The 25,154-nt window shown below is 67.1% G+C and carries 22 protein-coding genes, 1 pseudogene and 1 riboswitch; of the genes and pseudogenes, 13 read left to right on the forward strand and 10 right to left on the reverse strand.

What is annotated here, in order from left to right:
* Nucleotides 1-24 precede the first annotated feature (24 nt).
* Both POR01S_RS04855 and POR01S_RS04860 read left to right on the forward strand, forming a co-directional pair.
* On the forward strand, nt 25-276 hold the full coding sequence (locus POR01S_RS04855; protein ID WP_007161735.1) for a helix-turn-helix domain-containing protein: 252 nt from the start codon (nt 25-27) through the stop codon (nt 274-276).
* A complete protein-coding gene (locus POR01S_RS04860; protein WP_042134119.1) occupies nt 273-1,559 on the forward strand; it encodes a HipA domain-containing protein in 1,287 nt (428 codons plus the stop codon). The genes POR01S_RS04855 and POR01S_RS04860 overlap by 4 nt, the downstream gene beginning before the upstream one ends.
* A 24-nt stretch (nt 1,560-1,583) precedes the next feature.
* Here the strand turns inward: POR01S_RS04860 and POR01S_RS04865 are convergent, their stop codons facing one another.
* Entirely contained in the window at nt 1,584-1,982 is a 399-nt protein-coding gene (locus POR01S_RS04865; protein WP_042134120.1) for a hypothetical protein, read from the reverse strand.
* 34 nt (nt 1,983-2,016) lie between these two features.
* Nucleotides 2,017-3,030, reverse strand: a complete 1,014-nt coding sequence (locus tag POR01S_RS04870; protein WP_007161738.1) for a 1-aminocyclopropane-1-carboxylate deaminase — start codon at nt 3,028-3,030, stop codon at nt 2,017-2,019.
* A gap of 159 nt (nt 3,031-3,189) precedes the next feature.
* On the opposite strand from POR01S_RS04870, the gene POR01S_RS04875 reads away from it, so the two are divergent.
* The gene (locus tag POR01S_RS04875; protein WP_027599344.1) at nt 3,190-3,660 is read left to right on the forward strand and encodes an Lrp/AsnC family transcriptional regulator; all 471 of its coding nucleotides are present in this window, start codon (nt 3,190-3,192) and stop codon (nt 3,658-3,660) included.
* Between the two features lie 47 nt (nt 3,661-3,707).
* On the opposite strand, the gene POR01S_RS04880 is transcribed toward POR01S_RS04875, so the two are convergent.
* The gene (locus POR01S_RS04880) at nt 3,708-4,688 is read right to left on the reverse strand and encodes a LysR family transcriptional regulator (protein WP_217996691.1); all 981 of its coding nucleotides are present in this window, start codon (nt 4,686-4,688) and stop codon (nt 3,708-3,710) included.
* Nucleotides 4,689-4,822: 134 nt separating this feature from the next.
* Between POR01S_RS04880 and POR01S_RS04885 the strand changes: the two genes are divergently transcribed.
* Both POR01S_RS04885 and POR01S_RS23645 read left to right on the forward strand, forming a co-directional pair.
* The gene (locus POR01S_RS04885) at nt 4,823-5,875 is read left to right on the forward strand and encodes a Gfo/Idh/MocA family protein (protein ID WP_042134123.1); all 1,053 of its coding nucleotides are present in this window, start codon (nt 4,823-4,825) and stop codon (nt 5,873-5,875) included.
* A 98-nt stretch (nt 5,876-5,973) separates the two neighbouring features.
* Nucleotides 5,974-6,135, forward strand: a pseudogene (locus POR01S_RS23645) (MFS transporter); the annotation flags it as partial.
* Between the two features lie 40 nt (nt 6,136-6,175).
* Here POR01S_RS23645 and POR01S_RS04890 read toward each other — a convergent pair.
* From POR01S_RS04890 to POR01S_RS04920, 7 genes are read right to left on the reverse strand one after another with little or no spacing between them, the layout of a single operon-like run.
* Nucleotides 6,176-7,330 carry a M20 family metallopeptidase gene (locus POR01S_RS04890; protein ID WP_042134125.1) on the reverse strand — a complete coding sequence of 385 codons (1,155 nt, stop codon included), beginning with the start codon at nt 7,328-7,330 and terminating at the stop codon, nt 6,176-6,178.
* Nucleotides 7,330-8,724 (reverse strand): M20 family metallopeptidase, encoded by a 1,395-nt coding sequence (locus POR01S_RS04895; RefSeq protein WP_042134126.1) that lies wholly within the window; start codon nt 8,722-8,724, stop codon nt 7,330-7,332. Before POR01S_RS04895 ends, POR01S_RS04890 begins: the two co-directional genes overlap by 1 nt.
* A gap of 14 nt (nt 8,725-8,738) precedes the next feature.
* Nucleotides 8,739-9,701 (reverse strand): ABC transporter ATP-binding protein, encoded by a 963-nt coding sequence (locus tag POR01S_RS04900; RefSeq protein ID WP_027602317.1) that lies wholly within the window; start codon nt 9,699-9,701, stop codon nt 8,739-8,741.
* Nucleotides 9,698-10,693 (reverse strand): ABC transporter ATP-binding protein, encoded by a 996-nt coding sequence (locus POR01S_RS04905; protein ID WP_007161745.1) that lies wholly within the window; start codon nt 10,691-10,693, stop codon nt 9,698-9,700. Before POR01S_RS04905 ends, POR01S_RS04900 begins: the two co-directional genes overlap by 4 nt.
* Before the next feature lie 14 nt (nt 10,694-10,707).
* Nucleotides 10,708-11,610: an ABC transporter permease gene (locus POR01S_RS04910; protein WP_042134128.1), complete on the reverse strand. Its 903-nt coding sequence runs from the start codon at nt 11,608-11,610 to the stop codon at nt 10,708-10,710.
* Between the two features lie 8 nt (nt 11,611-11,618).
* Nucleotides 11,619-12,536 (reverse strand): ABC transporter permease, encoded by a 918-nt coding sequence (locus tag POR01S_RS04915; protein WP_007161747.1) that lies wholly within the window; start codon nt 12,534-12,536, stop codon nt 11,619-11,621.
* Between the two features lie 48 nt (nt 12,537-12,584).
* Nucleotides 12,585-14,105 (reverse strand): ABC transporter substrate-binding protein, encoded by a 1,521-nt coding sequence (locus tag POR01S_RS04920; RefSeq protein ID WP_042134130.1) that lies wholly within the window; start codon nt 14,103-14,105, stop codon nt 12,585-12,587.
* Nucleotides 14,106-14,276: 171 nt separating this feature from the next.
* On the opposite strand from POR01S_RS04920, the gene POR01S_RS04925 reads away from it, so the two are divergent.
* The 8 genes from POR01S_RS04925 (at nt 14,277) to atzF (ending at nt 25,141) form a co-directional block, all read left to right on the forward strand.
* Complete coding sequence (locus POR01S_RS04925; RefSeq protein ID WP_027599337.1) at nt 14,277-15,182, forward strand: LysR family transcriptional regulator; 906 nt, start codon at nt 14,277-14,279, stop codon at nt 15,180-15,182.
* A gap of 177 nt (nt 15,183-15,359) precedes the next feature.
* A riboswitch (guanidine-I (ykkC/yxkD leader) is annotated at nt 15,360-15,459 on the forward strand.
* Nucleotides 15,460-15,510: 51 nt separating this feature from the next.
* Nucleotides 15,511-16,575 (forward strand): putative urea ABC transporter substrate-binding protein, encoded by a 1,065-nt coding sequence (locus POR01S_RS04930; protein WP_042134133.1) that lies wholly within the window; start codon nt 15,511-15,513, stop codon nt 16,573-16,575.
* 23 nt (nt 16,576-16,598) lie between these two features.
* Nucleotides 16,599-17,411, forward strand: a complete 813-nt coding sequence (locus tag POR01S_RS04935; RefSeq protein WP_027599335.1) for an ABC transporter permease — start codon at nt 16,599-16,601, stop codon at nt 17,409-17,411.
* On the forward strand, nt 17,411-18,169 hold the full coding sequence (locus POR01S_RS04940) for an ABC transporter ATP-binding protein (protein WP_042134135.1): 759 nt from the start codon (nt 17,411-17,413) through the stop codon (nt 18,167-18,169). Before POR01S_RS04935 ends, POR01S_RS04940 begins: the two co-directional genes overlap by 1 nt.
* Before the next feature lie 11 nt (nt 18,170-18,180).
* Entirely contained in the window at nt 18,181-18,891 is a 711-nt protein-coding gene (locus tag POR01S_RS04945) for an urea amidolyase associated protein UAAP1 (protein ID WP_042134137.1), read from the forward strand.
* Nucleotides 18,892-18,900: 9 nt separating this feature from the next.
* On the forward strand, nt 18,901-19,536 hold the full coding sequence (locus tag POR01S_RS04950) for an urea amidolyase associated protein UAAP2 (protein ID WP_027599332.1): 636 nt from the start codon (nt 18,901-18,903) through the stop codon (nt 19,534-19,536).
* A 191-nt stretch (nt 19,537-19,727) separates the two neighbouring features.
* Nucleotides 19,728-23,327, forward strand: a complete 3,600-nt coding sequence (gene uca, locus POR01S_RS04955; protein WP_042134139.1) for an urea carboxylase — start codon at nt 19,728-19,730, stop codon at nt 23,325-23,327.
* An 11-nt stretch (nt 23,328-23,338) separates the two neighbouring features.
* On the forward strand, nt 23,339-25,141 hold the full coding sequence (gene atzF / locus POR01S_RS04960) for an allophanate hydrolase (protein ID WP_042134140.1): 1,803 nt from the start codon (nt 23,339-23,341) through the stop codon (nt 25,139-25,141).
* Nucleotides 25,142-25,154: the final 13 nt, after the last annotated feature.

Genomic DNA, 25,154 nt, shown 5'->3' on the forward strand with positions numbered 1-25,154 from the left:
TCCTCACACTCGTGAGGATAAATCATGCAGGTGCTACTCAAGAATGCCGCCGACCTCGGTGCCCTCGTCCGCCAGGCGCGCAAGGCCCAGGCCCTGCGCCAGGACGACGCCGCCGGTAGCCTCGGCGTCAGTGAAAACTTTCTCGGCAAGGTCGAGCGCGGCGGCGAAACCGTCCAGTGGGGCAAGCTGTTTCAGGTACTGGAAGGCCTGGGCGTGCGCCTGATCGTGGATCTGCCCCCCGAGGTGGAAGCCCAGCCGGATACCCGGACACCATGAGGCGTGAACTCCTGGCCTGGATCGACGACCAGCTGGTGGGTCGGCTGGCTGACGAGAACGGTATCTGGTCGTTCCAGTACGAATCCGGTTGGCAGGCCTTCGGACTCTGTCCGCAATTGCCCTTGCAGCCAGAGCCGCTGATCGATGGCAGTTCGCAGCGACCGGTGCAGTGGTACTTCGACAACCTGCTACCCGAGGAAGGCCAGCGGCAACTGCTCGCCCAGGATGCGCGCCTGGAGGCCGCCGATGCCTTCGCCCTGCTCAGCTGGTACGGCGCCGAGTCCGCCGGCTCCCTTACCCTGCTCGCCGAAGGCCAGCGCCTGCCACCGGGGGATCGCCGCCCCCTGAGCGACGCCGACCTCTCCCGACGGATCAAGGCCATGCCGCAGCTGCCACTGACCCACGAGGCGCACAAGCGCATGTCGCTGGCCGGCGCCCAGCACAAGCTGGCGGTGATCCTTGATGAGCAGGGGCTGCAGGAACCCGTGGGCGCCCTGCCCTCGACCCATATCCTCAAGCCGGACCATCCCCACGAGGCCTTCGCCCATTCGGTGATCAATGAGTGGTTCACCATGCGCCTGGCGGGTATGGCCGGGCTGATCGTTCCTGCCGTCGAGCGCCGCTACGTACCCGAACCGGTCTATCTGATCAAGCGCTTCGACCGCGTCCGCACCCCGGGGGGCTGGCAGCGACGCCATGGCATCGACGCCTGCCAGGTGCTGGGGCTGGATCGTCATTTCAAGTACCAGGCAGGCAGCGTGGAGCGGTTGGCCGAGCTGGCACGGCTATGCGAAGCGCCCGCCGTGACCCGGACGCGGCTGTTCAATTGGCTGGCGTTCAACGTGCTGGTGGGCAATACCGATGCCCATCTGAAGAATCTCGGCTTTCTGGTCTCACCGCGGGGACTCGCCCTGGCGCCCTGCTATGACCTGCTCTGTACGGCGGTATACGAGAGTCGCGCCTTCGACCAGCAGCGCTGGCCGGACGTGACCACCCTCGCCTGGCCGATCCTCGGTGAAAACCGGCTGGCGGCCGTCGACCGCGAGCGATTGCTGGATGCCGCCGAGGTGCTGGGTATCAAGCGCTCGCCGGCCGCCGCCCAGTTGCAACGCCTGCGCCAGCGCCTGCCCTCCCAGGCCCAGCAGTTGCTGGAACAGACCGAGCGGGAGAATCAGGTTCTAGCCGCCACGCGACCGGAGTTGCGGGCAGTCTTCGCCGGCGAGTTGCGCTGCCTGCGGGCGATCAGGGCGCTGATCGCCGAACAGGTCGAGCGGCTGGCCTGACGGACCTGCTGCTGACGGCTACGCTCAAAGCGGCAACACCGCCAGCAGCCGCTCGCGTCTGAGCTGCTGCAGGCGAGCGATCAGCTCGCCCGTAGGCGTGCCACCAGTGAACCTTTGCAGGCGCTGACCGGCGACCGATCCCAGCCATTCCAGCTCGTTAACGCCTTCCGGCTCGACCGCCAGCAGCAGGCAGTCACCGCCCAGCCGGGACAACAACCCCACGATCCGGCTGCGTGGACCCTGCGCCAGCCACTCCTCGTGCAACCCGACGGCGCCCTCCAGTTGCAGCACCGGGAGGTCGCTGCAACCGGGCAAGCCGCTGCGCAATTCAGCCGTCACCGCAGGGTCGAGATCGCCATGCAGGATGACCAGCGCCACGGCCGGTCGAAGGTCGTCTACCGCTGTCCAGGGTTGGCTCGTCATGCTGGACCTCCTCGTGACCGGTCGAAGCCTGGGCTCAGGCGAAGGCGTTGTGATAGGCGTTGAGCGCCGGTGCGCCCCCGAGGTGAACATAGAGCACCCGGCTGCCCTTGGCGATCTCCCCACTGCGCGCCATGGCGATCAGCCCGGCCATGGATTTGCCCTCGTAGACCGGGTCGGTGAGCATCCCCTCCATCTGCGCGGTGTAGCGGATGGCCTCGACGGTGGGGCCATCCGGCAGGCCGTAGTCGGGGCCGCAGAAACGCGGCTCGATGATGACGTCCTCGTCGCGAATCTCCTTGTCCAGGCCAATCATCTCGGCGGTGTTGCGCGCGATCTTGGTCACCGCGGCGCGGGTCATCCCGGCGTCCGCCGCCGTGTCGATACCGATCAGGCGACGCTCGCGCTCCTGGGCGCGAAAGCCCACCACCATGCCGCCCTGGGTCGAACCGGTACAGGTGGCCGTGACCACGGTATCGAAGAAGAGGCCCTGGTCGCGCTCCTGCGCCGCCAGCTCGTCGGCGAAATGGGCATAGCCGAGGCCCCCCAGGGGATGGTCCGAGGCGCCGGCGGGAATGGCGTAGGGCTTGCCGCCTTCACGCCGCACCTCGTCCAGGGCGCGCTCCCAGGTCGCCTTCACCGCGGTGGAATAGCCCTCGCCTTCCAGCAGCGTCTGGGCGCCCATCAGCCGCGACAGCAGGATGTTGCCGACCTTGTCGTAGACCGGGTCTTCCCACTTGGTCCATTCCTCCTGGACCAGCCGGCACTTCATGCCCAGCACCGCGGCGACGGCGGCGACCTGGCGCGTGTGGTTGGACTGGATGTTGCCGATGGACACCAGGGTATCGCAGCCCTGCGCCAGGGCATCGGCGGCCAGCCATTCCAGCTTGCGCACCTTGTTGCCGCCATAGGCGAGACCGGAGGAAACGTCGTCACGCTTGGCCCAGAGTTCGATACCGAGGTCCTTCGACATGCGCTCCAGCTTGTGCAGGGGCGACGGGAAATAACCGAGCTTGACGCGGGGAAAACGCTTTTCGAGATCCAGGGACATAGCAGCGACTCCAGTGGTGAGAGAACGCCTTCAATGCTAGGGAAAACGTTGAAAAAGGTGCTTTCGAATGAGCGGTACGAAATCTGCTTTCCTTTTGGCTACCTCGATTTCCTCCCATAGACGTTCTTCCAGAGACCACTTTTCAAGGAGAATCTTTCGATGAGCGAAGCTGCGGAACTTACCTCGGTCGAACGCAAGATCCTGCGCGCTCTGCAACAGGACGGACGGCTCAGCAATGCCGAGCTGGCGCGCCAGGTTTCCCTGAGCCCGAGCGCCTGCTGGAACCACACGCGCAAGCTGTTCGAGAGCGGGATCATCACCGGTGTCAGGGCCCATGTGGATCCCAAGGCGGTGCAACGGGAGACCGCGGTGCTGGTGGGCGTGGTGCTGGACAGGTCGACCCCCGAATCCTTCCAGGCCTTCGAGGCAGCTGCACGCGCCCTGCCCCCGGTGCTGGAGTGCTACCTGGTGGCCGGCGACGTGGATTACTTCATCAAGCTCAGGGTCAAGGACATCGCGGCTTTCAATCGCCTGCACAGCGAGCGGCTGATCGCCCTACCCGGCGTGCGCCAGGTGCGCACCTTTTTCGTGCTGAACGAGATCAAGACCGATGGATTGTTGCCCATCTGATTAGGCGGGTGGCGCCTAGGGAGGGACGGGTACCGAGCGGCGCCCGTTCAGTACACCGTTGCCTGCGTGCTGTTGGTATCAGTGCCGGGCCCTGACAACCCGTTGGCCGTGGTCTCAGCCAAGAGTGCGTACGGGCCGGAACTCAGGTGATCACTCAAGAACTCCAGGCAGACCCTGATCTTCATAGACCCGGAAGCCCGAATCGTGGTGACGGCGGATACGTCAGCCGGCTGGTAATGTTCAGGTAGGACACGGACAAGCGTGCCATTTCTGATGCTCGGCGCCACGTCCCAGGTCGATGCCATGATGATGCCGAATCCTTCATGGGCCCACTCCCGAACGACATCACTGTGATTGGATGCCATTGGCCCTGTCACCTTTACCGACTCAAGGCCATTTGGCCCCTCCAGCCGCCATACACCGAAACTCTGATCCCTGCCACGAAACAATAGACAATCGTGGCGTTGAAGGTCGCTTAGCGCGGTTGGGCAGCCTCGTTCTTCCAGATAGCTCGGAGCGGCACAGAGAATCCGTTGGCTGTCTGCAATCTTGTGAACAATCAGGTTCTGCTCGTTGACTTCACCCACTCGGATATCGATGTCGAACTGCTCTGCAACCAAGTCAGTTCGACGGTCAACCAGCTCGAGCCAAACCTCCAACTTGGGGTAGCGTTTCCTGAGCAAGGCCAGAACAGGTGCGATGTGAAAGCGCCCCATCCGTTGGCTCGTGCTGATACGCAGCGTGCCTCTGGGTTCGACGCGGTCACCCAGCGACGTTTCAAGCATTCCATTGACGTTGTCCATGATCGTCTGTGCCCAGACAAGCATCGTCTCGCCATCCCTGGTGATCGAAACCCGCCTGGTTGTCCGGTTGAAAAGCTTGCAGCTCAGCGTCTCTTCCAGCGCCAGAACACGCTTGCTGACGTGAGCGGGAGAGATCCCAAGCTCTGTGCCAGCGGCGCTAAAACTGCCGCGTTTGGCAATCACGGAGAACAGGAGCAGATCCCTCAGGCAGGGATCATTGTTCACTAGTGGAGAATTCTGATTTTCCATGAAGGACAATTATAGCATTTGGAGTTGATAGTAGCCTTGATCCTGGCAGATCGAATCGCGACCCCAATTGCGTCGCGATTTACAACAATAACGCTCGCGAAGATCAAAGCATGTCCAAAATCAGAATTGCGGTAGCCGGTGCCGGCCTCATCGGGCGCCGCCATATCGAACTCATCAAGGCGAGTCCTTCTTGTGAACTGGCAGCGGTTGTCGATCCGCTTGAAATCGATGCCCAATACCTGGATTCACTAGGCGTCACGCACTATGCAGATCTTTCTGCCTGCTTCGCCGAAGACAAGCCTGACGGCGTAATTCTTGCCACACCTAACGCTCTACACGTCGAACAGACCCTGCAATGCATTGAGGCGGGTGTTGCCGCGCTGATCGAGAAGCCGGTGGCGCATAGCGTTGCGGAAGGTAAGCGGTTACTCGCGGTCGCCGACGCAACGGGTGCCAGGCTGCTAGTAGGTCATCATCGGGCGCATAGCCCCATCCTTGCCAAGGCGCGAGAGGTCATACGCGACGACATCCTGGGAGAGATAGTTGCTGTTCAAGGCAGCGCTTTATTCTACAAACCAGATGACTACTTCGACGCTGCCATCTGGCGGCGCCAGGAAGGCGGCGGCCCCATTCTGATCAACATGATCCATGAAATAGGCAACTTGCGTTCGCTGTGCGGCGAGATTGTTGCCGTTCAGGCGATGCAGTCCAGCGCAGCGCGCGGGTTTCCCGTCGAAGATACCGTGTGCATCGGCCTGCGCTTTGAGAGTGGAGCTCTCGGTTCCTTCTTGCTTTCCGACAGCTCTGGATGCGCCCGCAGCTGGGAACAAACATCGCAGGAAAACGCGAGCTATCCATCCTACGAAGATGAGGACTGCTACGTCATCAGTGGGAAAAACGGCTCGTTGTCAGTGCCCACTATGCGTCTCAAATACTACGAAAGGGTCGAAGACAGATCCTGGTGGAAGCCCTTCCAAACAGGCGTTGCTGGTGTTGAGCGCCACGACCCGCTTGAGATCCAGCTTGAGCACTTCTGCAACGTCATACGAGGCACGGAATCGCCACTGGTTTCTGTGCGCGACGGCCTGCGGAATCTCATCATCACCGAGGCTATCTCAGCAGCCGCGAAGAGCGGCTCGATCATGGAAATCGGCCCTATCTAAGTCTTTGGCATAGCGTCTAGTCATGCGCTGCCTTACGGGTACCACGGCTGTTTTCGCCGCCCTGCCCCATCTATAAAAACAATAACTGGAGTATTCAGATGAGCACGGCAACCGAGACAGAACAGCACCCTTCCAAGCAGGCCAGGAAGGCCACCGCGAGTGGTTGGATTGGCTCCGCTTTGGAATGCTACGACCTTTTCATTTATGCCCAAGCAGCAGCATTGATCTTTCCCCAGCTCTTTTTCCCTTCGCCTGATCCGAGCAGCCCTAAACATTGCCAAGAACTGAAGCGGCTCGTCATCAGACCTTTACGGCGAGGGCGAGGATGGTGGCGACCAGCGCCTGGGTGCGCGGAACCAGGGTGTCGAGCACCAGGAATTCGGCATCGGTATGCACCTTGCCACCGACCGGGCCCAGGCCACAGAGGGTGGGCACACCCAGGCTTGCGGTAAAGCCGGAATCGGCGCAACCACCGGTGAACTCCCCCTCCACGCTGAAGCCGATTGCCTGCGCTTCGCGCTGGTAGAGCGCCAGCAGGTCACGGCTCAGGTGCTCTTCCATGGGCAGGAACAGGCCGGTGATGGTGACGCTGGCCCGGGTTCCCGGCAGCTCTTCTTCGGCAACGATGGCCTCGATGCGCGCCTGCAGTTCGGGCCAGTCGGCCAGGGCCACGAAGCGCACGTCCAGCCGCGCGGTGGCGCTGGGCGCGACAGTGTTGCTGGACGTGCCGCCCTCGATGAGGCCGACGTTGGTGGTGATGCCGCGCCCGTAGTCGGTCAGGGCATGCAACTTGATCACCTTGAGCGCCAGGGCCTGGATCGCGCTGGCGCCCTCGGCGTGGTTGACCCCGGCGTGAGCGGCGCGGCCGTTCACCCTGAGGGTCAGGCTGGCACCGCCCTTGCGCGCCTTGACCACGTTGCCGCTGACCCGTCCGGGCTCGCAGTTCAGTACCGCCCGGGCCGCGCGCGCCGCGGCTTCCAGATGAGGACGCGCCGTGCCGGAGCCGATCTCCTCGTCACCGGTGTAGAGCACCCGTACCGGGAATGGCAGCTCGCCGGCACGCTTGAGCGCGCGCAAGGCGAAGCAACTCGCCACCAGGCCACCCTTCATGTCCGCGACACCGGGGCCGTAGGCCTGGCGGGCATCCTGGGTGAAGCCGCGGCTGGCCACGGTGCCCGGCGGAAAGACGGTGTCGCGATGGCCCAGCAGCAGCACCGCGGCGCCCGTGGCAGGCCCCACCTGGGCGGCGAGGATGTCACCGAAGTCGGTCACCGGCGTCCGGGCGACCTCGATGCCATCCTCGGCCAGGGCGGCGGTGAGCACGGCACCGACGGCATCCACGCCGGCCTTGTCGTAGCTGTTGGAATCGGTATCGACCAGGCGTTGCAGCAGGCGGGTCATCGGCTCGCGCTGGGTGGCGAGCCACTCCAGGGCGGCGGTCTTGGCAAGGGACATCAGCTGCGGCTCCAGCGATCGCCCAGGTCCCAGAACAGCCCGGCCATGAGTTGCAGCCCCTGCCGCACGACCGGGGCCAGGAGATGCTCGTTGGGCGCGTGCTGAGAGCAGGCGGGATAGGAATGGGGTACCCAGAGGGTGGGCAGTTCGAGGATGTCGGCAAAGATGTCATTGGGCAAGCCACCGCCGAAATTGGGCAGCAAGGCGGGCTTTTCGCCCAGGGTGTGGGTCAGGGACGTCAGGGCCCAGTCCACCCAGGGATTCTCCGGGTCCAGCCGCGAGGCGTGGAGGATCTCGTCCTTGGCACGGGTGACGCGCACCGCGGCGAAACCCCGCTCGGCCAGGTGCGCCTCGATCAGCGGAATGAAGGTCGTGCAGTCGCAGCCGGCGACGAAGCGGATCTGGCAGTGGGCACGCGCAGTACCAGGAATGGCATTGACCGGTGCCTCGGGGTTGCCGGTGGTGAAGGCCAGCAGTTCGAAGGTGTTCCAGCCGTAGACACGTTCGGCCGGGGTCAGACCGGGCTCGCCCCAGTGGGGATCGATGGCCGGATCGCCCGGCGCGCCGCCCACCTCGATGTCGGCCAGGGCACGGCGCACCGGTGCGGGCAGCTCGGTGGGCTTGAGCCCCGCGACCTGGATCTGGCCCTGGGCATCCACCAGGCTGGCCAGGGCATGGGCGAGGATGATCCCGGGATTGGCCAGCAGCCCGCCCCAGTTGCCGGAGTGATGGCCGCCTTCGCGCAGGTCCAGATGCAGGTCGAAGTTGAAGGTGCCCCGGGCACCCAGGAATAGCGTGGGCCTGGATGCCGAGACCCGCGGACCGTCGGAGGCGATGAACAGGTCAGCGGCAAGGGCCTGGCGCTGCTCCTGGCAGAAGGTGCGCAACCCGACCGAGCCGATCTCCTCGCCCATTTCCAGCAGCAGCTTGACGTTGTAGCCCAGGCGCCCGCCGCGCGCGGCGATCACCTGCTCCAGCGCCGCCAGGTTGAGCAGGTGCTGGCCCTTGTTGTCGGCGGTACCGCGGCCATACCAGCGCTCGCCCTGCTCCACCAGCGTCCAGGGCGCGAGGCCTTCGCGCCAGCGGCTGGCATCGCCGCGCACCACGTCGCCGTGGCCATAGCTGAGCAGGGTCGGCAGCGTCGGGTCCTCGATCCGCTCGGCGATCAGCAAGGGCCCCTTGCCGGCGACCGGGTTGTCCAGCCGGCGACTGGTGAAGCCGAGACTGGCCACGTAGGGGGCGATGAAGTCATCCAGGTAGCGGCCCAGCTCCGCCTGGCGCTCGGGTTCCTGGCTTTCGGTGGGATGGGCCACGGCGGTGGCGAGCCGGGCACGGAAGGCGCCGCTGTCGAAGTGCGCGGCGGCAAGCTCAAGGGCATGGGTACGGCTGGTCATGACGGACTCCGGGGTCAGGCGGGTTCGGGCAGATGGCAGCGCTTGCTGCCGCCGGGGATGGTTTCGCGTTCCGGATAGCGCTCGGCGCAGGGGCCGAAGCAGCGCGGGCAGCGGGGATGGAAGGCGCAGCCGCTGGGCGGCGAGATGGGATTGGGAAAGCTGCCGCCCAGGCCCAGCGCCGGGAGCCCCAGCGCTGGATCAGGGGTCAGCACCGCGTCCAGCAGCGCCCGGGTATAGGGATGCGCCGGCTGGGCGAACAGCGCCGCCCGCTCCCGCTCTTCGACGATCTTGCCGAGGTACATCACCGCCACCCGGTCGGCCAGGTGTTCCACCACCGCCAGGTTGTGGCTGATGAGCAGATAGGTCAGGCCGAATTCTCGCTTGAGTTCCAGCAGCAGGTTGAGGATCTGCGCCTGCACCGAGACGTCCAGCGCCGAGGTGGGCTCGTCGCAGATCAGCACGTCCGGGCGCATCACCAGGGCGCGGGCGATGGCCACCCGCTGGCGCTGGCCGCCACTGAGCTGACCGGGATGGCTGTCGGCCGCGCGGCGCGGCAAGCCCACCACGTCGAGCATCTCCGCGACCCGCCGTTGCTGCTCGGCGGGCGTGCCCAGGCCATGCACCTGGAGCGGCAGCGCCACGATCTGGCGCACCGTCTTGCGCGGATTGAGCGACGAATAAGGGTCCTGGAAGATCGGCTGGATGTGCCGGGCCATGCGCTTGCGGTCCACCCCGCGCAGGTGCTCGCCGCCGACCAGGATGTCGCCGCTGGTGGGCGCCAGCAGCCCCAGCAGCAGTTTGGCCAGGGTACTCTTGCCGCACCCCGACTCCCCCACCAGCCCCAGGGTCTCGCCGCGATAGAGTCGCAGCGAGATGCCATCCACCGCCTTGAGGGTGGCGGGCGGGCGGAACAGGCCGCGACCCAGGGTGAATTCGCGGCGGATGTCGCACAGCTCCAGGGCGATCTCGCGGCTCATCGCACACCTCCGACCCGGCGCAGGGGTTCGCTGGGCAGGGCGAAATGACAACGCGCCAGGTGCGCGCCCTCCTCCAGCAAGGGCACGCTGTCGGCGCAGGCCGCCACCGCCTGCGGGCATCTGTTGCGAAAGGCGCAGCCGTGCTGCTCGCCGACCAGGCTGGGTACCAGGCCGGGAATGGCGCCCAGCGGCTGCCCGGGACGGGTCCGGCCCGGAACCGGGATGCTCGCCAGCAGGCCACGGGTATAGGGGTGTCGCGGCGCGGCGAAGAGTTCGGCGGCCGGTGCCTGCTCGACGATCTGGCCGGCATACATCACGGCCACCCGGTCGGCGATGCGCGCTACCAGGCCCAGGTCGTGGGTGATGAAGACAATGGCCGTACCGAATTCCCGCTGCAGGTCGCGCAGCAGGTGCAGGATCTGCGCCTGGATGGTGACGTCCAGCGCCGTGGTGGGTTCGTCGGCGATGATGAGGTCCGGCTCGCAGAGCAGCGCCATGGCTATGACCACCCGCTGGCGCAGTCCGCCGCTGAGCTGGTGCGGATACTGGCGCAGGCGTTCGCCGGCGTTGCTGATGCCGACCTTTTCCAGCATGGCCTCGGCGCGGGCCCAGGCGGCCTTGCGGTCCAGCTTGCGGTGGCGGCGCAGCACCTCGGCGAGCTGGTCGCCGATGCTGTAGGCCGGATTGAGGGCGGTCATGGGCTCCTGGAAGATCATCGCCAGGCGATTGCCGCGCAGGTCGCGCATGCCCCTTTCACCCAGCGTCAGCAGGTCGTGCTCGCCCAGCGTCAGCCGCGCCGCCTGGCGCCGGGCCTGGCGCGGCAGGAGATCCATCAGCGCCAGGGAGGTTAGCGACTTGCCGCAGCCGGATTCGCCCACCAGGCAGAGCATCTCGCCCCGCTCCACCTGCAGGTCCAGGCCGCGCACGGCGTGCAGGGTGTCGTCCCCCAGGGGAATGTCGATGCGCAGGTCTTTAACGTCGAGCAGTGCCATGGTCAGTCCTCCGCTTAGTTGCGCCCGCTGGGCGCGGCAAGATCCCGGATGCCGTCGCCGACCAGGTTGATGGCCAGCACCAGCAGCATCAGGGCGATCCCGGGGATGGCGATCACCCAGGGCGAAAAGAACATGTAGGGCTTGCCTTCGGCGATCATCAGCCCCCAGGACGGCAACGGCGGCTGCACGCCCACGCCGAGAAAGGACAGGGTCGCCTCCAGCAGGATGGCGTGGGCCATCTCCAGGGTGATCACCACGATCAGCGCGCCCAGCAGGTTGGGCAGGATCTCGCCGACGATGACCCGCCAGGGCGAACAGCCAAGGGCCTGGGCAGCGGCGACGTATTCGGCGTCGCGGATCTGCTGCACCGCGGCGCGCACCACCACGGCGAAGCGATCCCACAGCAGGCAGCCGAGCAGGATCACCACCACCTTCAGCGAGCCGCCCACCAGCGAGGCGGCGGCCAGGGCCACCATCACCACCGGCAGGGCCAGGCGGGTGGTCACCAGGTAGCTCACCAGGGCATCGACCTTGCCACAGTAATAGCCGGCGAGCACCCCGAGCAGGGTACCGATGGCGCCGGAAATGAGCGCCGCGGCCAGGCCGATGAACAGCGAGATGCGGGCGCCATAGAGCAGGCGGGACAGGTAGTCGCGGCCGAGCTTGTCGGTGCCCAGCGGATGGGCCCAGGTGCCCTTGGCCATCCATACCGGTGGCTTCATCCGCTGCATCACGTCCTGGGCATAGGGGTCGTGGGGCGCCAGCCAGGGTGCGGCCAGGGCGGCGAACACGATGATGACCAGCAGCACGGCGCCGAGGGCGAAGCCGCGGTGGCCGAACCAGCGGCGCAGCTGGCGACCCAGGGTCGGACGCGGGGGCAGATAGTCGTCGAGCACGAAGGGATTGGCGACGGTCATGGGGCCTCCTAGCGCACGCGAATGCGCGGGTCGAGCAAGGCGTTGAGCAGATCGGCCAGCAGCGTCAGCACGATGTAGATCAACGCGATCAAGAGAACGATGGCCTGCACCACCGGGAAGTCGTTGCGGGCGATGGCGTCCCAGGCCAGCTGGCCAATGCCCTGCAGGGAGAACACCGCCTCGATCACCACCGAGCCGCCCAGCATGAAGCCGAACTCCACCGCGGCCAGGGCCACCACCGGGATCAGCGCATTGCGCAGGGCGTGCTTGAACAGCACCCGCGCTGGACTCAGGCCCTTGGCCCGGGCGGTGCGGATGTAGTCGGCGCCCAGCACGTCGAGCATCCCGGCGCGGGTCAGGCGCATCAGCGAGGGGGTGGCGTAGTAGCCCAGGGCGATCGCCGGCAGGATGAAGTGCTGCCAGCTGGTATTGCCGGACACCGGCAGCCACTTGAGGGTCACGGCGAAGACGACGATCAGCACCAGGGCGAACCAGAAGCTGGGCATCGCCTGGCCAAAGGTCGCCAGGGTCAGCGCCAGGCGGTCGATCCAGGTGTCGCGCTTGACCGCGGCCAGCACCCCGAGCGGGATGGCGATGAGCAGCGCCACCAGCAGCGCGATGGCGCCCAGGGTCAGGGTGATGGGCAGGCGACTGGCGATGAGATCCCGCACCGACTCCTGGAAGAAAAACGACTGCCCCAGGTCCAGCCGCAGCAACTGCCCGACCCACTCGACGTACTGGGTCGCCAGGGGTTTATCGAGTCCGTGCTGATGACGCACCACCTCGATCTGTTCGGCGGTGGCTTCGGGGCCGGCGATGGCGGTGGCCAGGTCGCCGGACAGGTGCAGCAGGAAGAAGCTGATGAGGGAAACGGTAAAGGCCACGGCCAGGGCGATACCCAGGCGGCGCAGGAGGTATGCGGACATGCTCGGCTCCTCGGCTAGGAGCGCCCCCGTGCGGGGCGCCGGGACGGATCAGTTCCAGTGGGCCAGGGCGAATCGCGGCAATTCGTCCGGATAGGGCTGGAAGGCCAGGTCCGAGGTGAAGGCGTAGTTGATGGAATAGTTGAACACCGGTGCCCAGTAGGCCTGCTCGGCGATCCGCTGCAGCGCCTTGCGGTAGTTCTCCTTGCGCACGGCCGGGTCCATGGCTGTGTCAGCCACCTTGAGCCAGTCGATCACCTGGGGATCCTTGGCCACGTCGTCGGCATTGCCCTTGAAATACACTCCCGTGGCCGCCGAGGCATCGGCGATGGAGAAGGAGCCCCAGGCGAGAAAGGCCATGGGCACCTTGCCGGCGCGCTGCTGGTCACGCAGCGCGGCGTATTTCAGATAGCGCAGCTTGGCGTCGATGCCCACCGCGCGCAGGTCGCCGATCAGCGCCTCGACCACGTCGCGGTCGCGGTAGGCGAAGATCTCGGTGCTGAAACCGTTGGGGTAGCCAGCGGCCTTGAGCAGCGCCTTGGCCTTGGCCGGGTCGTAGGGGTAGCCCGGCACCGCCTTGGCGTCGCAACCGAATTGCTCCGGATAGCAGGCCACCTGCAGCGGCTGGCTGCCGCCCCCCATGAGCTGACTGGCGATGGCTTTGCGGTTGATCGCGTAGTTGACCGCCTGGCGCACCTCGGCTTTGGCAAAGGGCGAATCCGGGCTGGAGGCGCCCTGGGCATCCATGCTGAGGAAGCCGATCCTCATGCTGGCCCCGCTTTCCACCGTGAGATTGGGCGCGGCCTTGAGTTGCTCGGCCTGGTCCGGCGCCACGCGCCAGGCCCAGTCGATGCCGCCGGTCATGAGTTCGGCGAGTCGGGTTTCGGCGTCGGGAATGACGCGGAACTGGATATGGCCGATGCGTGGCTGCCCCTGGGGGCTGTCCTTGAAGTAGTCGGGATTGCGTTCCAGCGTGACGCCCTGGCCGCTGGTGACCGCGACGATGCGATAGGGTCCGGTACCCACCGGCTTCTGCGCGAAGCCCGCCAGGCCTACTTTCTGGAAATACTTGCCGGGATAGATGGGCAAGGGATTGGCCAGGTATTCCAGCGCGGCTGGAAACGGCTGCTTGAGGTGCAGGCGGACCTTGTATTCGCCCAACTTCTCGGCGCTCTTGATCCAGTTGACGTTCTGCTGGGTGACCACCTTGCCCTCGGGCGAGGCCACGTAGTTGAAGGTGAAGACCACGTCATCGGCGGTGAAGGGATCGCCGTTGTGGAAGGTCACGCCCTGGCGCAGATCGAAGTCGAGGGTCAGCGGATCGACCTGCTGCCAGTGGGTGGCCAGCATCGGCTTGTATTCGCCGGTCTGGGGGGCGCGGTAGATCAGGGTGTCCCAGGCCAGGTGGGCGAGGATGACGCCTTCACGGGCATCGTTGTGATAGGGGCTGACGTTTTCGGGTTCGGTGTCGGAGGCGTAGACCAGGGTGTCGTTGGCCTTGCCGGCGAAGGCCTGGCCCTGGGCCAGGAAGAGGGAAAACGCGATGCCACAAGCGAAACCTTTGAGTCCCATGCCGTCTGTCTCCGGGGCGGTGGTTGGTCAAAGGCAGGTCCGCGAAGCGCGGGGAAGGAGTTCTTGCTGAAGCCTGTTATTGGTCTCTTGACCCGACTCTAGGTCTTGCCATCCCATGCCACAAGCAGAATATTTAGATGCAAGCCATGCCTTTTCGGCAAAGGAGGCTCCATGCAGCCCTACGGAATCCAGTCCACCGCCCTGCGCTATTTCCTCGAGGTGGTGCGTTGCGGCTCCATCAGCGAAGCCTCCCAACGGCTCAATGTCGCGGCCAGTGCCGTGAGTCGCCAGATCGCCAAGCTGGAACGCGAACTGGAGACGCCGCTGCTCGAACGCCGTGCTCGCGGGGTGGTGCCCAGCGCCGCCGGGGAGCGTCTGGCGGTGCATGCGCGAAAAGCGCAGCTGGCCAGCGAACAGGTCGCGGCCGAACTGCGCGGCCTGGCCGACCTGCGCCGCGGTCAGGTGCGCCTGGCCACCACCGAAGGCTTTTCGCTGGACTTCCTGCCCGAGGTGATCGCCGCCTTTCGCCAGGGCTACGCCGGCATCCACTTTTCCCTGGAGGTCTGCGCCCCCGCCGTGGTGACCCGCCGCGTCCAGGAAGGCGATGCCGACCTGGGGCTGACCTTCAGCCTGAGGCCCGAGCCGGATATCCGCGTCGAGGCCACCCTGAGTGGCGCCATCAAGGCGATCGTGGTTCCCGACCACCCGCTCGCCAGCCGCACCGGCCTGGCCCTGGTCGATCTGCAGCCCTATCCCCTGGCGCTGCCGACGCCGGACACGACGATCCGCCAGCTGTTCGACATCTGCTGTGGCGTCCAGGGCCTGTCCTTCGAGCCGGTGCTGGTGAGCAACAACATGCAGGCGCTCTATCGCTTCGCCGCGCTGGGCGCAGGGGTCGGCCTGTTCAGCGAGTTGAGCCTGCGCAGCCGGTTGCGCGAAGGTCAACTGGTGGCCCTGCCCTTGCTGGACGAGGGCCTGGCGGCACGGCGGATCGAGTTGCAGAGCATGGCGGGTCGCGAATTGCCACCGGCGGTCAATGCCTTCCGCCACGCGCTGATCGCGGCGCTGGGGCGCTGAGTCAAAGCGGTGCATCAAGCCACTACGATGCACTGCAACGGGGCGGCGCGACCGATAGCGCACCGCCGTCATGGCAAAGAACCAGCATGGCACGGGGCCTGGAGGCAACTGGCACGCATCTGGCAAAGACCATAGCGTGCAGGAGCACCGGTCAGCCGGTTTGATGCACCACAATCTGCAATGGATGACTAGGGTTCCGACTCGCTCGTGCGGGTGTCTGGTCCGAGAGTCGTCGACCTCTGATGGGGTTACACGGCGGGACAAAAGCCCGGGAGACACAGCGCCAGTCGCGTGCTCCTGTCCCGTCGTCCATCCTATTGGAGGTCCCATGCGCCATCCCCTGCTCGCCTCGCTCGTTCTCGGTTGTTCCCTGCTGCTTGGTGCCACCGCTCAGGCGGCGCCGCGCGACGACTTCAAGGTGTGCTGGACGATCTATGCCGGCTGGATGCCCTGGGGCGAAGCCCAGGCCCAGGGCATCATCGACAAGTGGGCCAAGAAATACGGCATCCACGTCGAGGTCGTGCAGCTCAACGACTACGTCGAATCCATCAATCAATACACCACCGGCCAGTTCGATGGTTGCGCCATGACCAACATGGACGCCCTGACCATTCCGGCCGCGGGCGGCGTGGACAGCACGGCGCTGATCGTCAGCGACTACTCCAACGGCAACGACGGCGTGGTGATGAAGGGCAAGGGCAAGACCCTGGCCGACCTCAAGGGCCAGCAGGTCAACCTGGTGCAATTCTCCGTCTCCCACTACCTGCTGGCGCGGGCGCTGCAGAGCGTGGGGCTGAGCGAAAGGGACCTGACCACCGTCAACACCTCGGATGCCGACATGGTGGCCGCCTTCCAGACGCCCGACGTGCGCAACGTGGTGACCTGGAATCCGCTGCTGGCCGAGGTCAAGGCCCAGCCCGACACCACCGAGGTGTTCGATTCCAGCAAGATTCCCGGCGAAATCCTCGACATGCTGGTGGTGAACACCGCCACGCTCAAGGATAACCCCGCCCTGGGCAAGGCGCTGACCGGTGCCTGGTTCGAGATGATGGCACTGATGCAGGCCCACGATGCCAAGGGCAAGGCCGCCCTGGAGGCCATGGCCAAGGCCTCGGGCACCGATCTCGCCGGCTTCCAGGCGCAGCTGGACAAGACCCGGCTGTTCGCCACGCCCGCCGAGGCCCTGGCCTTCGTCAAGGACCCCGCGCTGCCCACCACCATGCAGCGCATCGCCCACTTCTCCTTCGAACACGGCCTGCTGGGCCAGGGCGCGCCCAGCGCCGAGGCCATCGGCATCGCCTATCCGGGTGGCAAGACCAGCGGGGACGCGGGCAATCTCAAGCTGCGCTTCGATCCGACCTTCGTACAGCTGGCCGCCGACGGCAAGCTCTGAGCCCCGCCGCGAGGACGACGCCCATGCGCTTCATCAATCGGCATCCCGATCGGGGTGGCCGGCTCCTGCTGGTCCTGCTGCCCTTCGCCCTGCTCGCCCTGCTCTATCTGGTGGGCTCGGCCACCCGGCTGGCGGAAAATCCCAACGACAAGCTGCTGCCCAGCGTGGCGCAGATGGCCGATGCGGTGCAGCGCCTGGCCTTTACCGCCGACGTGCGCACCGGGGGTTATCCGTTCTGGCAGGACACCCTGGCCAGCCTGCAACGCCTGGGGCTGGGCCTGGGGATCGCCGCGCTGATCGCCTTGGTGGTGGGCATCGCCGCGGGCAGCCTGCCCCTAGTCGGCGCGCCGCTGTCGCCACTGGTGACGGTGCTCTCGATGATCCCGCCCCTGGCGATCCTGCCGATTCTCTTCATCGTCTTCGGCCTGGGCGAACTGGCCAAGGTGATGCTGATCGTAGTGGGCGTCACCCCGGTGCTGATCCGTGAGCTCGACCAGCGCGCCCGGGAGTTGCCCCGCGAGCTGCTGATCAAGGCCCAGACCCTGGGCGCCAACAGCTGGACGGTGATCCTGCGCCTGGTGCTGCCGCAACTGCTGCCGCGCCTGCTCATCGCCCTGCGGCTGCAGCTGGGCGCCGCCTGGCTGTTTCTCATCGCGGCCGAGGCCATCGCCGCCACCGATGGCCTGGGCTATCGCATCTTTCTGGTGCGGCGCTACCTGGCCATGGACGTGATCCTGCCCTATGTGGCCTGGATCACCCTGCTGGCCTGGCTGCTGGACGCCGGTCTGCGCCTGCTGACGCGACGCGCCTTTCCCTGGTACGGGGAGGGTCGCTGATGATCGAGGTCCGCAATCTCTGGCAACGCTACGGCGAGCAGGTGGTGCTCGAAGGCCTCAACCTGCAGGTGCGCGAAGGCGAATTCTGCGCCCTGGTCGGTGCCTCCGGCTGCGGCAAGTCCACCTTCCTGCGCCTGCTGCTCGGTCAGGAGCGCCCCAGCCGGGGCGAGATCCGCATCGATGGTCAGCCGCTGTCGGCGGAACCGGATCCCGAGCGGGGCGTGGTCTTTCAGCGCTATTCGGTCTTTCCCCACCTGAGCGTGCTGGACAACGTCGCCCTGGGCCTGGAATTGCCCAGGTCCCCGCTGCTCGGCCGGCTGCTGGGTACGGCCAAGCGCCAGGCCCGGGAACAGGCCGCCGCCCTGCTCGAGCGCGTCGGCCTGGGCCAGGCGCTGGGCAAGTACCCGGGGCAGCTGTCCGGCGGCATGCAGCAGCGCCTCGCCATCGCCCAGGCGCTGATCGTCCGGCCGCGCATCCTGCTCCTGGACGAGCCCTTCGGCGCCCTCGACCCCGGCATCCGCAAGGACATGCACGCCCTGCTGCTGGAGCTCTGGCACGAGCGCCCGCTCACGGTGTTCATGGTCACCCATGACCTGCACGAGGGCTTCAGCCTGGCCACCCGGGTGCTGGTGTTCGACAAGGTCCGCCAGGACCCGCAAGCCCCCGGTGCCTATGGCGCCCGCATCACCTACGACCTGCCCCTGACCGCCAAGACCCCGCCCGTACATGCGGCCGGGACGCGGCCGACCCTTATCTGACGAGGTTGCCCATGACTGAAGAACTGCTCTACCAGGAACGCGTCCCCGGCGGCGGTACCGCCTCCTTCATCCTGCGCCGCGGCCAGACCCTGCGCCTGACCGACGTGGAAGGCGGCGCCAATGTCAGCCTGCTGCTGTTCAATGCCGATGACCGCAGCGAGCGGCTGAATCTGCCGGATACCCTCAAGGGCCAGCACACCGCCCGTCTCACCGCCGGACACTGCCTCTATTCTGACATGGGACGGGTGCTGGCGGCCGTGGTACGCGACACCTGCGGCTGGCACGACAGCTTCGGCGGCGTGGCCAATGCCGCCGAGGTGGCCGAGAAATACGGCGCGGGTCGCTACCAGGAGTTGCGCAACGGCTTCCACCGCAACGGCACCGACAACCTGCTGGTGGAGCTGGCCAAGTGGGGCCTGGGGCTGGAAGACCTGCTGATGACCCTGAATCTGTTCAGCCGGGTGGACGTGGATACCGAGGGCGCCTTTGCCTTCGTGCCCGGCAACTCCCGCGCCGGCGATCTGGTCGAGCTCTATGCGCCCATGAACACCCTGGTGGTGCTCACCGCCCTACAGCATCCGCTGGACCCGGATCCGGTCTATGCGCCGCGCCCGGTCGATCTCGCCCAGTTGCGCGCCGCGCCCGACATGGCCGAGCGCTGCCGCACCTCGCGCCCGGAAAACGAGCGCGCCTTCCAGAACACCGCCCGCTACTTCCTCTGAGGCCCCGCCATGAATCTGATCGCCAGCACCAAACGCCCGGAAGATGCCAGCTACCGCGCCGTCCTGCCGGCCGGAGCGCCCTACCTCAAGGAGGTCAAGGCCGGCCAGACCCTGCGCATCCATGACCTGGAAGGCAACCAGGCGGTGGACACCCTCTTCTACGCCGCCGCCAATCCCCAGGAGCGCTACGATCCCCAGCGCACCCTGAGACGCCAGGGCCGGGTCTATCTGTCGACCGGCAGCGTGCTCTATTCCAACCTGGGCAATCCGCTGCTGACCATCGTCGCCGACACCTGTGGCCGCCACGACACCCTGGGCGGCGCCTGTTCCCAGGAGAGCAACACGGTGCGCTACGCCCTGGACCGCCGGCAGATGCACAGCTGCCGCGACAACTTCCTCTGCGCCGGTGGCCATGACGGGCGCCTGGGCAAGCGCGACATCGGCGCCAACATCAACTTCTTCATGAACGTGCCGGTGACCGCGGATGGCGGCCTGACCTTCGCCGATGGCATCTCCGGCGCCGGCAAGTACGTGGAATTGCGCGCCGAGACCGACGTCATCCTGCTGATCTCCAACTGCCCGCAGTTGAACAATCCCTGCAACGGCTGGAATCCCACCCCGGCAGAGGTGCTGCTATGGGACTGACCCGCGTACGCCAGCTCTGGCAGTGGCTGCGGCCGCACCTCTATCGGCTGTGTGAAGTCCGCGCCGGACGCTACGGCTACCGCGGCAAGCGCTAGACGCCGACTGACCCACCGCCCTCGCGCGGCCTCTTGGGGACGACCCCGAGAGCTTTTATCTGGCGGGACGGCCCGCCGCCTTCGAGGACGCCTCGAATGTTCACCACCCTGCTCATCGCCAACCGTGGCGCCATCAGCTGCCGGATCCAGCGCACCCTCCGCGACCTGGGCGTCGCCGCGGTCGCCGTCTACAGCGAAGCCGATCGCGCCAGCCGCCATGTCAGCGAGGCCGACCAGGCCTTCAGCCTGGGCGAAGGCGCCGCCGCGGCCACCTACCTGGACACCGCCAAGCTGCTCGAGGTCGCGCGCCAGAGCGGCGCCCAGGCCATCCACCCCGGTTATGGCTTCCTCTCCGAGAACGCCGCCTTCGCCGAAGCCTGCGAAGCCGCCGGAATCGCCTTCGTCGGTCCCACCCCCGAGCAACTGCGCACCTTTGGACTCAAGCACACGGCGCGAGCCCTGGCGCGCGCCCAGGGCGTACCGCTGCTGGAGGGCACCGAGCTGCTGGAGACCCCGGAGGCGGCCCTGGCGGCCGCGCGTGCGATCAGCTATCCGGTGATGCTCAAGAGCACTGCCGGCGGTGGCGGCATCGGCATGCGCGTGTGCCGCACGGACACTGAACTCGCCGAGGCCTTCGACGCCGTGCGCCGGCTGGGCCAGAACAACTTCAGCGACGCCGGCGTCTTCCTGGAGAAATACATCGAGCGGGCGCGGCACCTGGAGGTGCAGGTGTTCGGCGATGGTCAGGGCGAGGTCCTGGCGCTGGGCGTGCGCGATTGCTCGATACAGCGCCGCAACCAGAAGGTGCTGGAGGAAACCCCGGCGCCCAACCTGCCGGCCGGCATGGCCGAGGCGCTCTGCGCCGCCGCGCTGGAGCTGGCGCGCGCGGTGCGCTATCGCAGCGCCGGTACCGTGGAGTTCGTCTACGACAGCGCCGCCGACCGTTTCTACTTCCTCGAGGTGAACACCCGGCTGCAGGTCGAGCACGGCGTCACCGAGCAGGTCTGGGGCGTGGACCTGGTGCGCTGGATGATCGAACTGGCCGCCGGCGACCTGCCGCCGCTGGCAACCCTCGCCGCGGGGCTGCAGCCCCAGGGCCATGCCATCCAGGCGCGACTCTATGCCGAAGACCCGGGTCGCGACTTCCAGCCCAGCCCGGGCCTGCTGACCCAGGTCGACTTTCCACCGGCGGATGGCCGGGCGCTGCGCCTGGACACCTGGGTCGAGGCCGGCTGCGAGATCCCGCCCTATTTCGATCCGCTGGTGGCCAAGGTCATCGCCTGGGCCCCGGACCGGGACTCGGCTCGGCAGCGTCTCGACCAGGCCCTGGCCGCAACCCGGCTCTATGGCGTGGAAACCAACGGCGACTACCTGCGGCAGATCCTCGCCGCCGCGCCCTTCGCCAGCGGCCAGCCCTGGACCCGCTGCCTGGAAGGCCTGACCTACCAGGCCACCACCCTGGAGGTGCTCAGCGCCGGCACCCAGACCACGGTGCAGGACGCCCCCGGACGCCTCGGCTACTGGTCGGTGGGCATTCCCCCTTCCGGCCCCATGGACGACCGCGCCCTGCGCCTGGGCAATCGCCTGCTCGGCAACGACGGCCGCGCGGCCGCCCTGGAAATCACCCTGGCCGGCCCGACCCTCAGATTCAACACCGAGGCCGTGGTGGCGGTCACCGGCGCGGCGCTGCCGATCCTGCTGGATGACCAGCCCCAGGCCATGGACAGCGTCTTTCGCGTACCCGCGGGTGCCATCCTGCAACTGGGCGCCGTCACCGGTGCCGGCGCCCGCAGCTATCTCTGCCTGAAAGGCGGTCTGGACCTGCCCGAATACCTGGGCAGCCGCAGCACCTTCACTCTCGGTCAATTCGGCGGCCACGGTGGCCGCGCCCTGCGCGCCGGTGACGTGCTGCACCTGCACCCGCTGACCGACGCGCACACGGAGGCCCGGCTACCCGCCGCCCTGACCACCCAGCTCGCCGAGACCCGCACCCTGCGCGTCATCTATGGCCCCCATGGTGCACCGGACTATTTCAGCCCGGCCTATCTGGACCTCTTTCTCGCCACCGACTGGGAGGTGCACTTCAACTCCAGCCGCACCGGTGTGCGCCTGATCGGGCCCAAGCCGGAATGGACCCGCGAAGACGGCGGCGAAGCCGGTCTGCACCCCTCCAACATCCACGACAATCCCTATGCGGTCGGCGCCGTGGACTTCACCGGCGACATGCCGGTCATCCTCGGCCCGGACGGCCCCAGCCTGGGCGGCTTCGTCTGCCCGGTCACGGTGATCGAAGCCGATCTCTGGCAACTGGGCCAGCTCAAGGCCGGTGACCGGGTGCGCTTCCTGCCGGTGCACCTGGCCACCGCACGGCGTCTGCAGCTGGCACGCCTGGCCGAGGAAAGCAGCTTGCAGCCGCAGGCGGAGATCGCCATCGCTCCCGAGCGCGGCGATCCCGTGGTGCTGGACCTGGGCCAGGGCGCCGAGCGCCTGGTGGCGCGGCTTTCCGGGGATACCCATCTGCTGCTGGAGATCGGCCCACCGGAGCTGGACCTCGCCCTGCGCTTTCGTGGCCACGGCCTGATGCAGGCGCTGGCCGCCCTGGCGCTGCCCGGGCTGTGCGAGCTCACCCCGGGCATCCGCTCGCTGCAGGTGCACTACCAGCCCGAAGCCCTGCCCCTGGCCGAGTTGCTGGAGGCGGTCAGTCGCTGCTGGCAGGCGCTGGGCGATGCCCAGGACCTGCGGGTACCCTCGCGCATCGTCCATCTGCCGCTGTCCTGGGACGATCCGGCCTGCCGCCTGGCCATCGAGAAATACACCACCACGGTACGCAAGGACGCCCCCTGGTGCCCGAGCAACCTGGAGTTCATCCGCCGGGTGAATGACCTGGAGTCGCTGGAGGCGGTCAAGCGCATCGTCTTCGACGCCAGCTACCTGGTGATGGGCCTGGGCGATGTCTATCTGGGTGCACCGGTGGCTACCCCCCTTGATCCGCGCCACCGGCTGGTGACCACCAAGTACAACCCGGCGCGCACCTGGACCGCGGAAAATTCGGTGGGCATTGGCGGCGCCTATCTGTGCGTCTATGGCATGGAAGGCCCCGGCGGCTACCAGTTCGTCGGGCGCACCCTGCAGATGTGGAATCGCTATCGCGAAGTCGAGGCCTTCCACGGCCAACCCTATCTGCTGCGCTTCTTCGATCAGATCCGCTTCTATGAAGTCTCGGCGGAGGAATTGCTGCGCATCCGCGCCGACTTCCCCCTGGGTCGGGTACCTCTGCGCATCGAAGAGAGCGAACTGTCCCTGGCCGACTACCAGGCCTTTCTGGCCCGCGAAGCCGAGGGCATCGCCACCTTTCGCGGGCGCCAGCAGAGCGCCTTCGCCGCGGAGCGGCAACGCTGGATCGACTCCGGCCAGGCGCATTTCGACAGCCAGGAAGCCGCCGTCGAAGCGACCGAAGACGCCCCCCTCGCCAGCCACCAATTGGCCCTGGAAAGTCCGGTGGCCGGCAATCTCTGGCAGGCCCAGGTGCAACCGGGCGATCAGGTGGAAGCCGGCCAGCCGCTGCTGATCCTGGAGTCCATGAAGATGGAAATCCCGCTGCTCGCCCCCTGCAGCGGCCGGATCCACGACCTGCAGGTCCAGCCCGGCTCGCCGATCCGCGCCGGCCAGCGCCTGCTGGTCATCGACAAGACGTGAAGGAAGCCACCATGACATTCGATCTGCGCCTCGACACCCTGAGCGCCGCCTATGCCGCCGGTACCCAGACACCACGAGTCCTCATCGCTGAACTGCTGGAAAGAGCCGCCCAGCTCAATCCCGAGTACCGGCTGTTCATCCACCTGCTGACCCCGGCCGAGCTGGAGCCCTATCTCGCCGCCCTGGACGACCGCGATCCCGCCGAGCTGCCGCTCTATGGCATCCCCTTCGCCATCAAGGACAACATCGACCTCGCCGGCATCCCCACCACGGCGGCCTGCCCGGCCTATGCCTATGTGCCCGAGCGCTCGGCGACCCTGGTGGAGCAGCTGGTCGCCCTGGGCGCCGTGCCCCTCGGCAAGTGCAATCTCGACCAGTTCGCCACCGGCCTCAACGGCACCCGTTCGCCCTATGGCGCCTGCCGCAACAGCGTCCACCCGGCCTATCCTTCCGGCGGCTCCAGTGCCGGCTCGGCCCTGGCCGTGGCCCTGGGCGTCGCCAGCTTCGCCCTGGGCACCGACACCGCCGGGTCGGGGCGCGTACCCGCGGGGCTGAACAACCTGGTGGGCCTCAAGGGCAGCAAGGGATTGCTGTCCACCGCCGGCGTGGTGCCCGCCTGCCAGACCCTGGATTGCGTGACCTTCTTTACCGCCACCGCCGCCGAAGCCAGCACCCTGCTGGCGCTCACCGCCCGCCTCGATCCGCGCGACCCCTACAGCCGCGCCAATGCGCAGTGGAACGACGCCAGTGCCTTCGGCCGCCCGCGGCCCTTTCGCTTCGGCGTCCCGACCCAGCTGGAATTCCTCGGCTGCCCGGAAAGCCCGGCGCTGTTCGCGGCCGCCAAGGCGCAATTGGAAGCCCTGGGTGGCGAAGCCGTGCCGCTGGATCTTGCGCCCTTCCTGGAAGCCGCGCGCCTGCTCTATGAGGGTCCCTGGGTGGCCGAGCGCTACAGCGTGGCCGGCGACCTGATCGAGGCCGAACCGGACGCGGTGCTGCCGGTGATCCGCGCCGTGCTGGAAAAGGCGCCCGGCACCACGGCAGTGGACGCTTTTCGCGCCGGCTATCGCCTGCAGGCATTGAAAGCCCAGTGCGATGCCCTGCTGGCCGAGCTGGATTGCGTGCTCACCCCCACCTATCCGCGGCCGGTGACCCTGGCCGAACTGGCCGCCGAGCCGGTCGCCCGCAACGCCGACCTGGGCTACTACACCAACTTCATGAACCTGCTGGACTACGCCGCCGTGGCCGTGCCAGCCGGTGTCATGACCAATGGACTGCCCTGGGGCGTGACGCTGTTCGGCCGGGTCTTCACCGACCAGTACCTGCTGAGCCTGGCCGCGGCCCTGCAGGACGCCCAGGGCCTGCCCCTGGTTGGCGGCGCCCTCCCAGGCGCCAGCCTGCCGGCACGCCCTGCCCGCCATGACCGCGCCCGCCTGGTGGTCTGCGGTGCCCACCTGCAGGGACTGCCGCTCAACGGCCAGTTGCTCGCCCGCGGCGGCCGACGCCTCGCCCTGACCCGGAGCGCGCCGCACTATCGCCTCCACGCCCTGGCCGGCGGCCCGCCGCTCCGTCCCGGCATGGTCCGGGTCGCCGAAGACGGCGCCGCCATCGAGGTGGAAGTCTGGGAGCTGCCCAGCAGCGAACTGGGCAGCTTTCTCACCGGCATCCCCGCCCCGCTCGGCCTGGGCAAGGTGGAATTGGCCGATGGCAGTTGGGAAACCGGCTTCATCTGCGAGCCCTACGGCCTGGCCGGCGCCGAGGACATTACCGACCATGGTGGGTGGCGGGCGTGGTTGGCAAGTCGCAGCGCCCACTAGCGCAGCCCCAGGC

Source organism: Pseudomonas oryzihabitans NBRC 102199, from assembly GCF_000730625.1.
GTDB classification, from domain to species: Bacteria; Pseudomonadota; Gammaproteobacteria; order Pseudomonadales; family Pseudomonadaceae; genus Chryseomonas; species Chryseomonas oryzihabitans.

Coding starts and splice junctions, on each gene's coding strand:
- POR01S_RS04890 (WP_042134125.1), bottom strand. CDS start 7,330: ATGTCCCTTGCCAAGACCGCCGCCCTGGAGTGGCTCGCCACCCAGCGC.
- uca (WP_042134139.1), top strand. CDS start 19,728: ATGTTCACCACCCTGCTCATCGCCAACCGTGGCGCCATCAGCTGCCGG.
- POR01S_RS04870 (WP_007161738.1), bottom strand. CDS start 3,030: ATGTCCCTGGATCTCGAAAAGCGTTTTCCCCGCGTCAAGCTCGGTTAT.
- POR01S_RS04925 (WP_027599337.1), top strand. CDS start 14,277: ATGCAGCCCTACGGAATCCAGTCCACCGCCCTGCGCTATTTCCTCGAG.
- POR01S_RS04875 (WP_027599344.1), top strand. CDS start 3,190: ATGAGCGAAGCTGCGGAACTTACCTCGGTCGAACGCAAGATCCTGCGC.
- POR01S_RS04910 (WP_042134128.1), bottom strand. CDS start 11,610: ATGACCGTCGCCAATCCCTTCGTGCTCGACGACTATCTGCCCCCGCGT.
- POR01S_RS04945 (WP_042134137.1), top strand. CDS start 18,181: ATGACTGAAGAACTGCTCTACCAGGAACGCGTCCCCGGCGGCGGTACC.
- POR01S_RS04900 (WP_027602317.1), bottom strand. CDS start 9,701: ATGAGCCGCGAGATCGCCCTGGAGCTGTGCGACATCCGCCGCGAATTC.
- POR01S_RS04940 (WP_042134135.1), top strand. CDS start 17,411: ATGATCGAGGTCCGCAATCTCTGGCAACGCTACGGCGAGCAGGTGGTG.
- POR01S_RS04885 (WP_042134123.1), top strand. CDS start 4,823: ATGTCCAAAATCAGAATTGCGGTAGCCGGTGCCGGCCTCATCGGGCGC.
- POR01S_RS04905 (WP_007161745.1), bottom strand. CDS start 10,693: ATGGCACTGCTCGACGTTAAAGACCTGCGCATCGACATTCCCCTGGGG.
- POR01S_RS04895 (WP_042134126.1), bottom strand. CDS start 8,724: ATGACCAGCCGTACCCATGCCCTTGAGCTTGCCGCCGCGCACTTCGAC.
- POR01S_RS04950 (WP_027599332.1), top strand. CDS start 18,901: ATGAATCTGATCGCCAGCACCAAACGCCCGGAAGATGCCAGCTACCGC.
- POR01S_RS04865 (WP_042134120.1), bottom strand. CDS start 1,982: ATGACGAGCCAACCCTGGACAGCGGTAGACGACCTTCGACCGGCCGTG.
- POR01S_RS04930 (WP_042134133.1), top strand. CDS start 15,511: ATGCGCCATCCCCTGCTCGCCTCGCTCGTTCTCGGTTGTTCCCTGCTG.
- atzF (WP_042134140.1), top strand. CDS start 23,339: ATGACATTCGATCTGCGCCTCGACACCCTGAGCGCCGCCTATGCCGCC.
- POR01S_RS04920 (WP_042134130.1), bottom strand. CDS start 14,105: ATGGGACTCAAAGGTTTCGCTTGTGGCATCGCGTTTTCCCTCTTCCTG.
- POR01S_RS04935 (WP_027599335.1), top strand. CDS start 16,599: ATGCGCTTCATCAATCGGCATCCCGATCGGGGTGGCCGGCTCCTGCTG.
- POR01S_RS04915 (WP_007161747.1), bottom strand. CDS start 12,536: ATGTCCGCATACCTCCTGCGCCGCCTGGGTATCGCCCTGGCCGTGGCC.
- POR01S_RS04860 (WP_042134119.1), top strand. CDS start 273: ATGAGGCGTGAACTCCTGGCCTGGATCGACGACCAGCTGGTGGGTCGG.
- POR01S_RS04855 (WP_007161735.1), top strand. CDS start 25: ATGCAGGTGCTACTCAAGAATGCCGCCGACCTCGGTGCCCTCGTCCGC.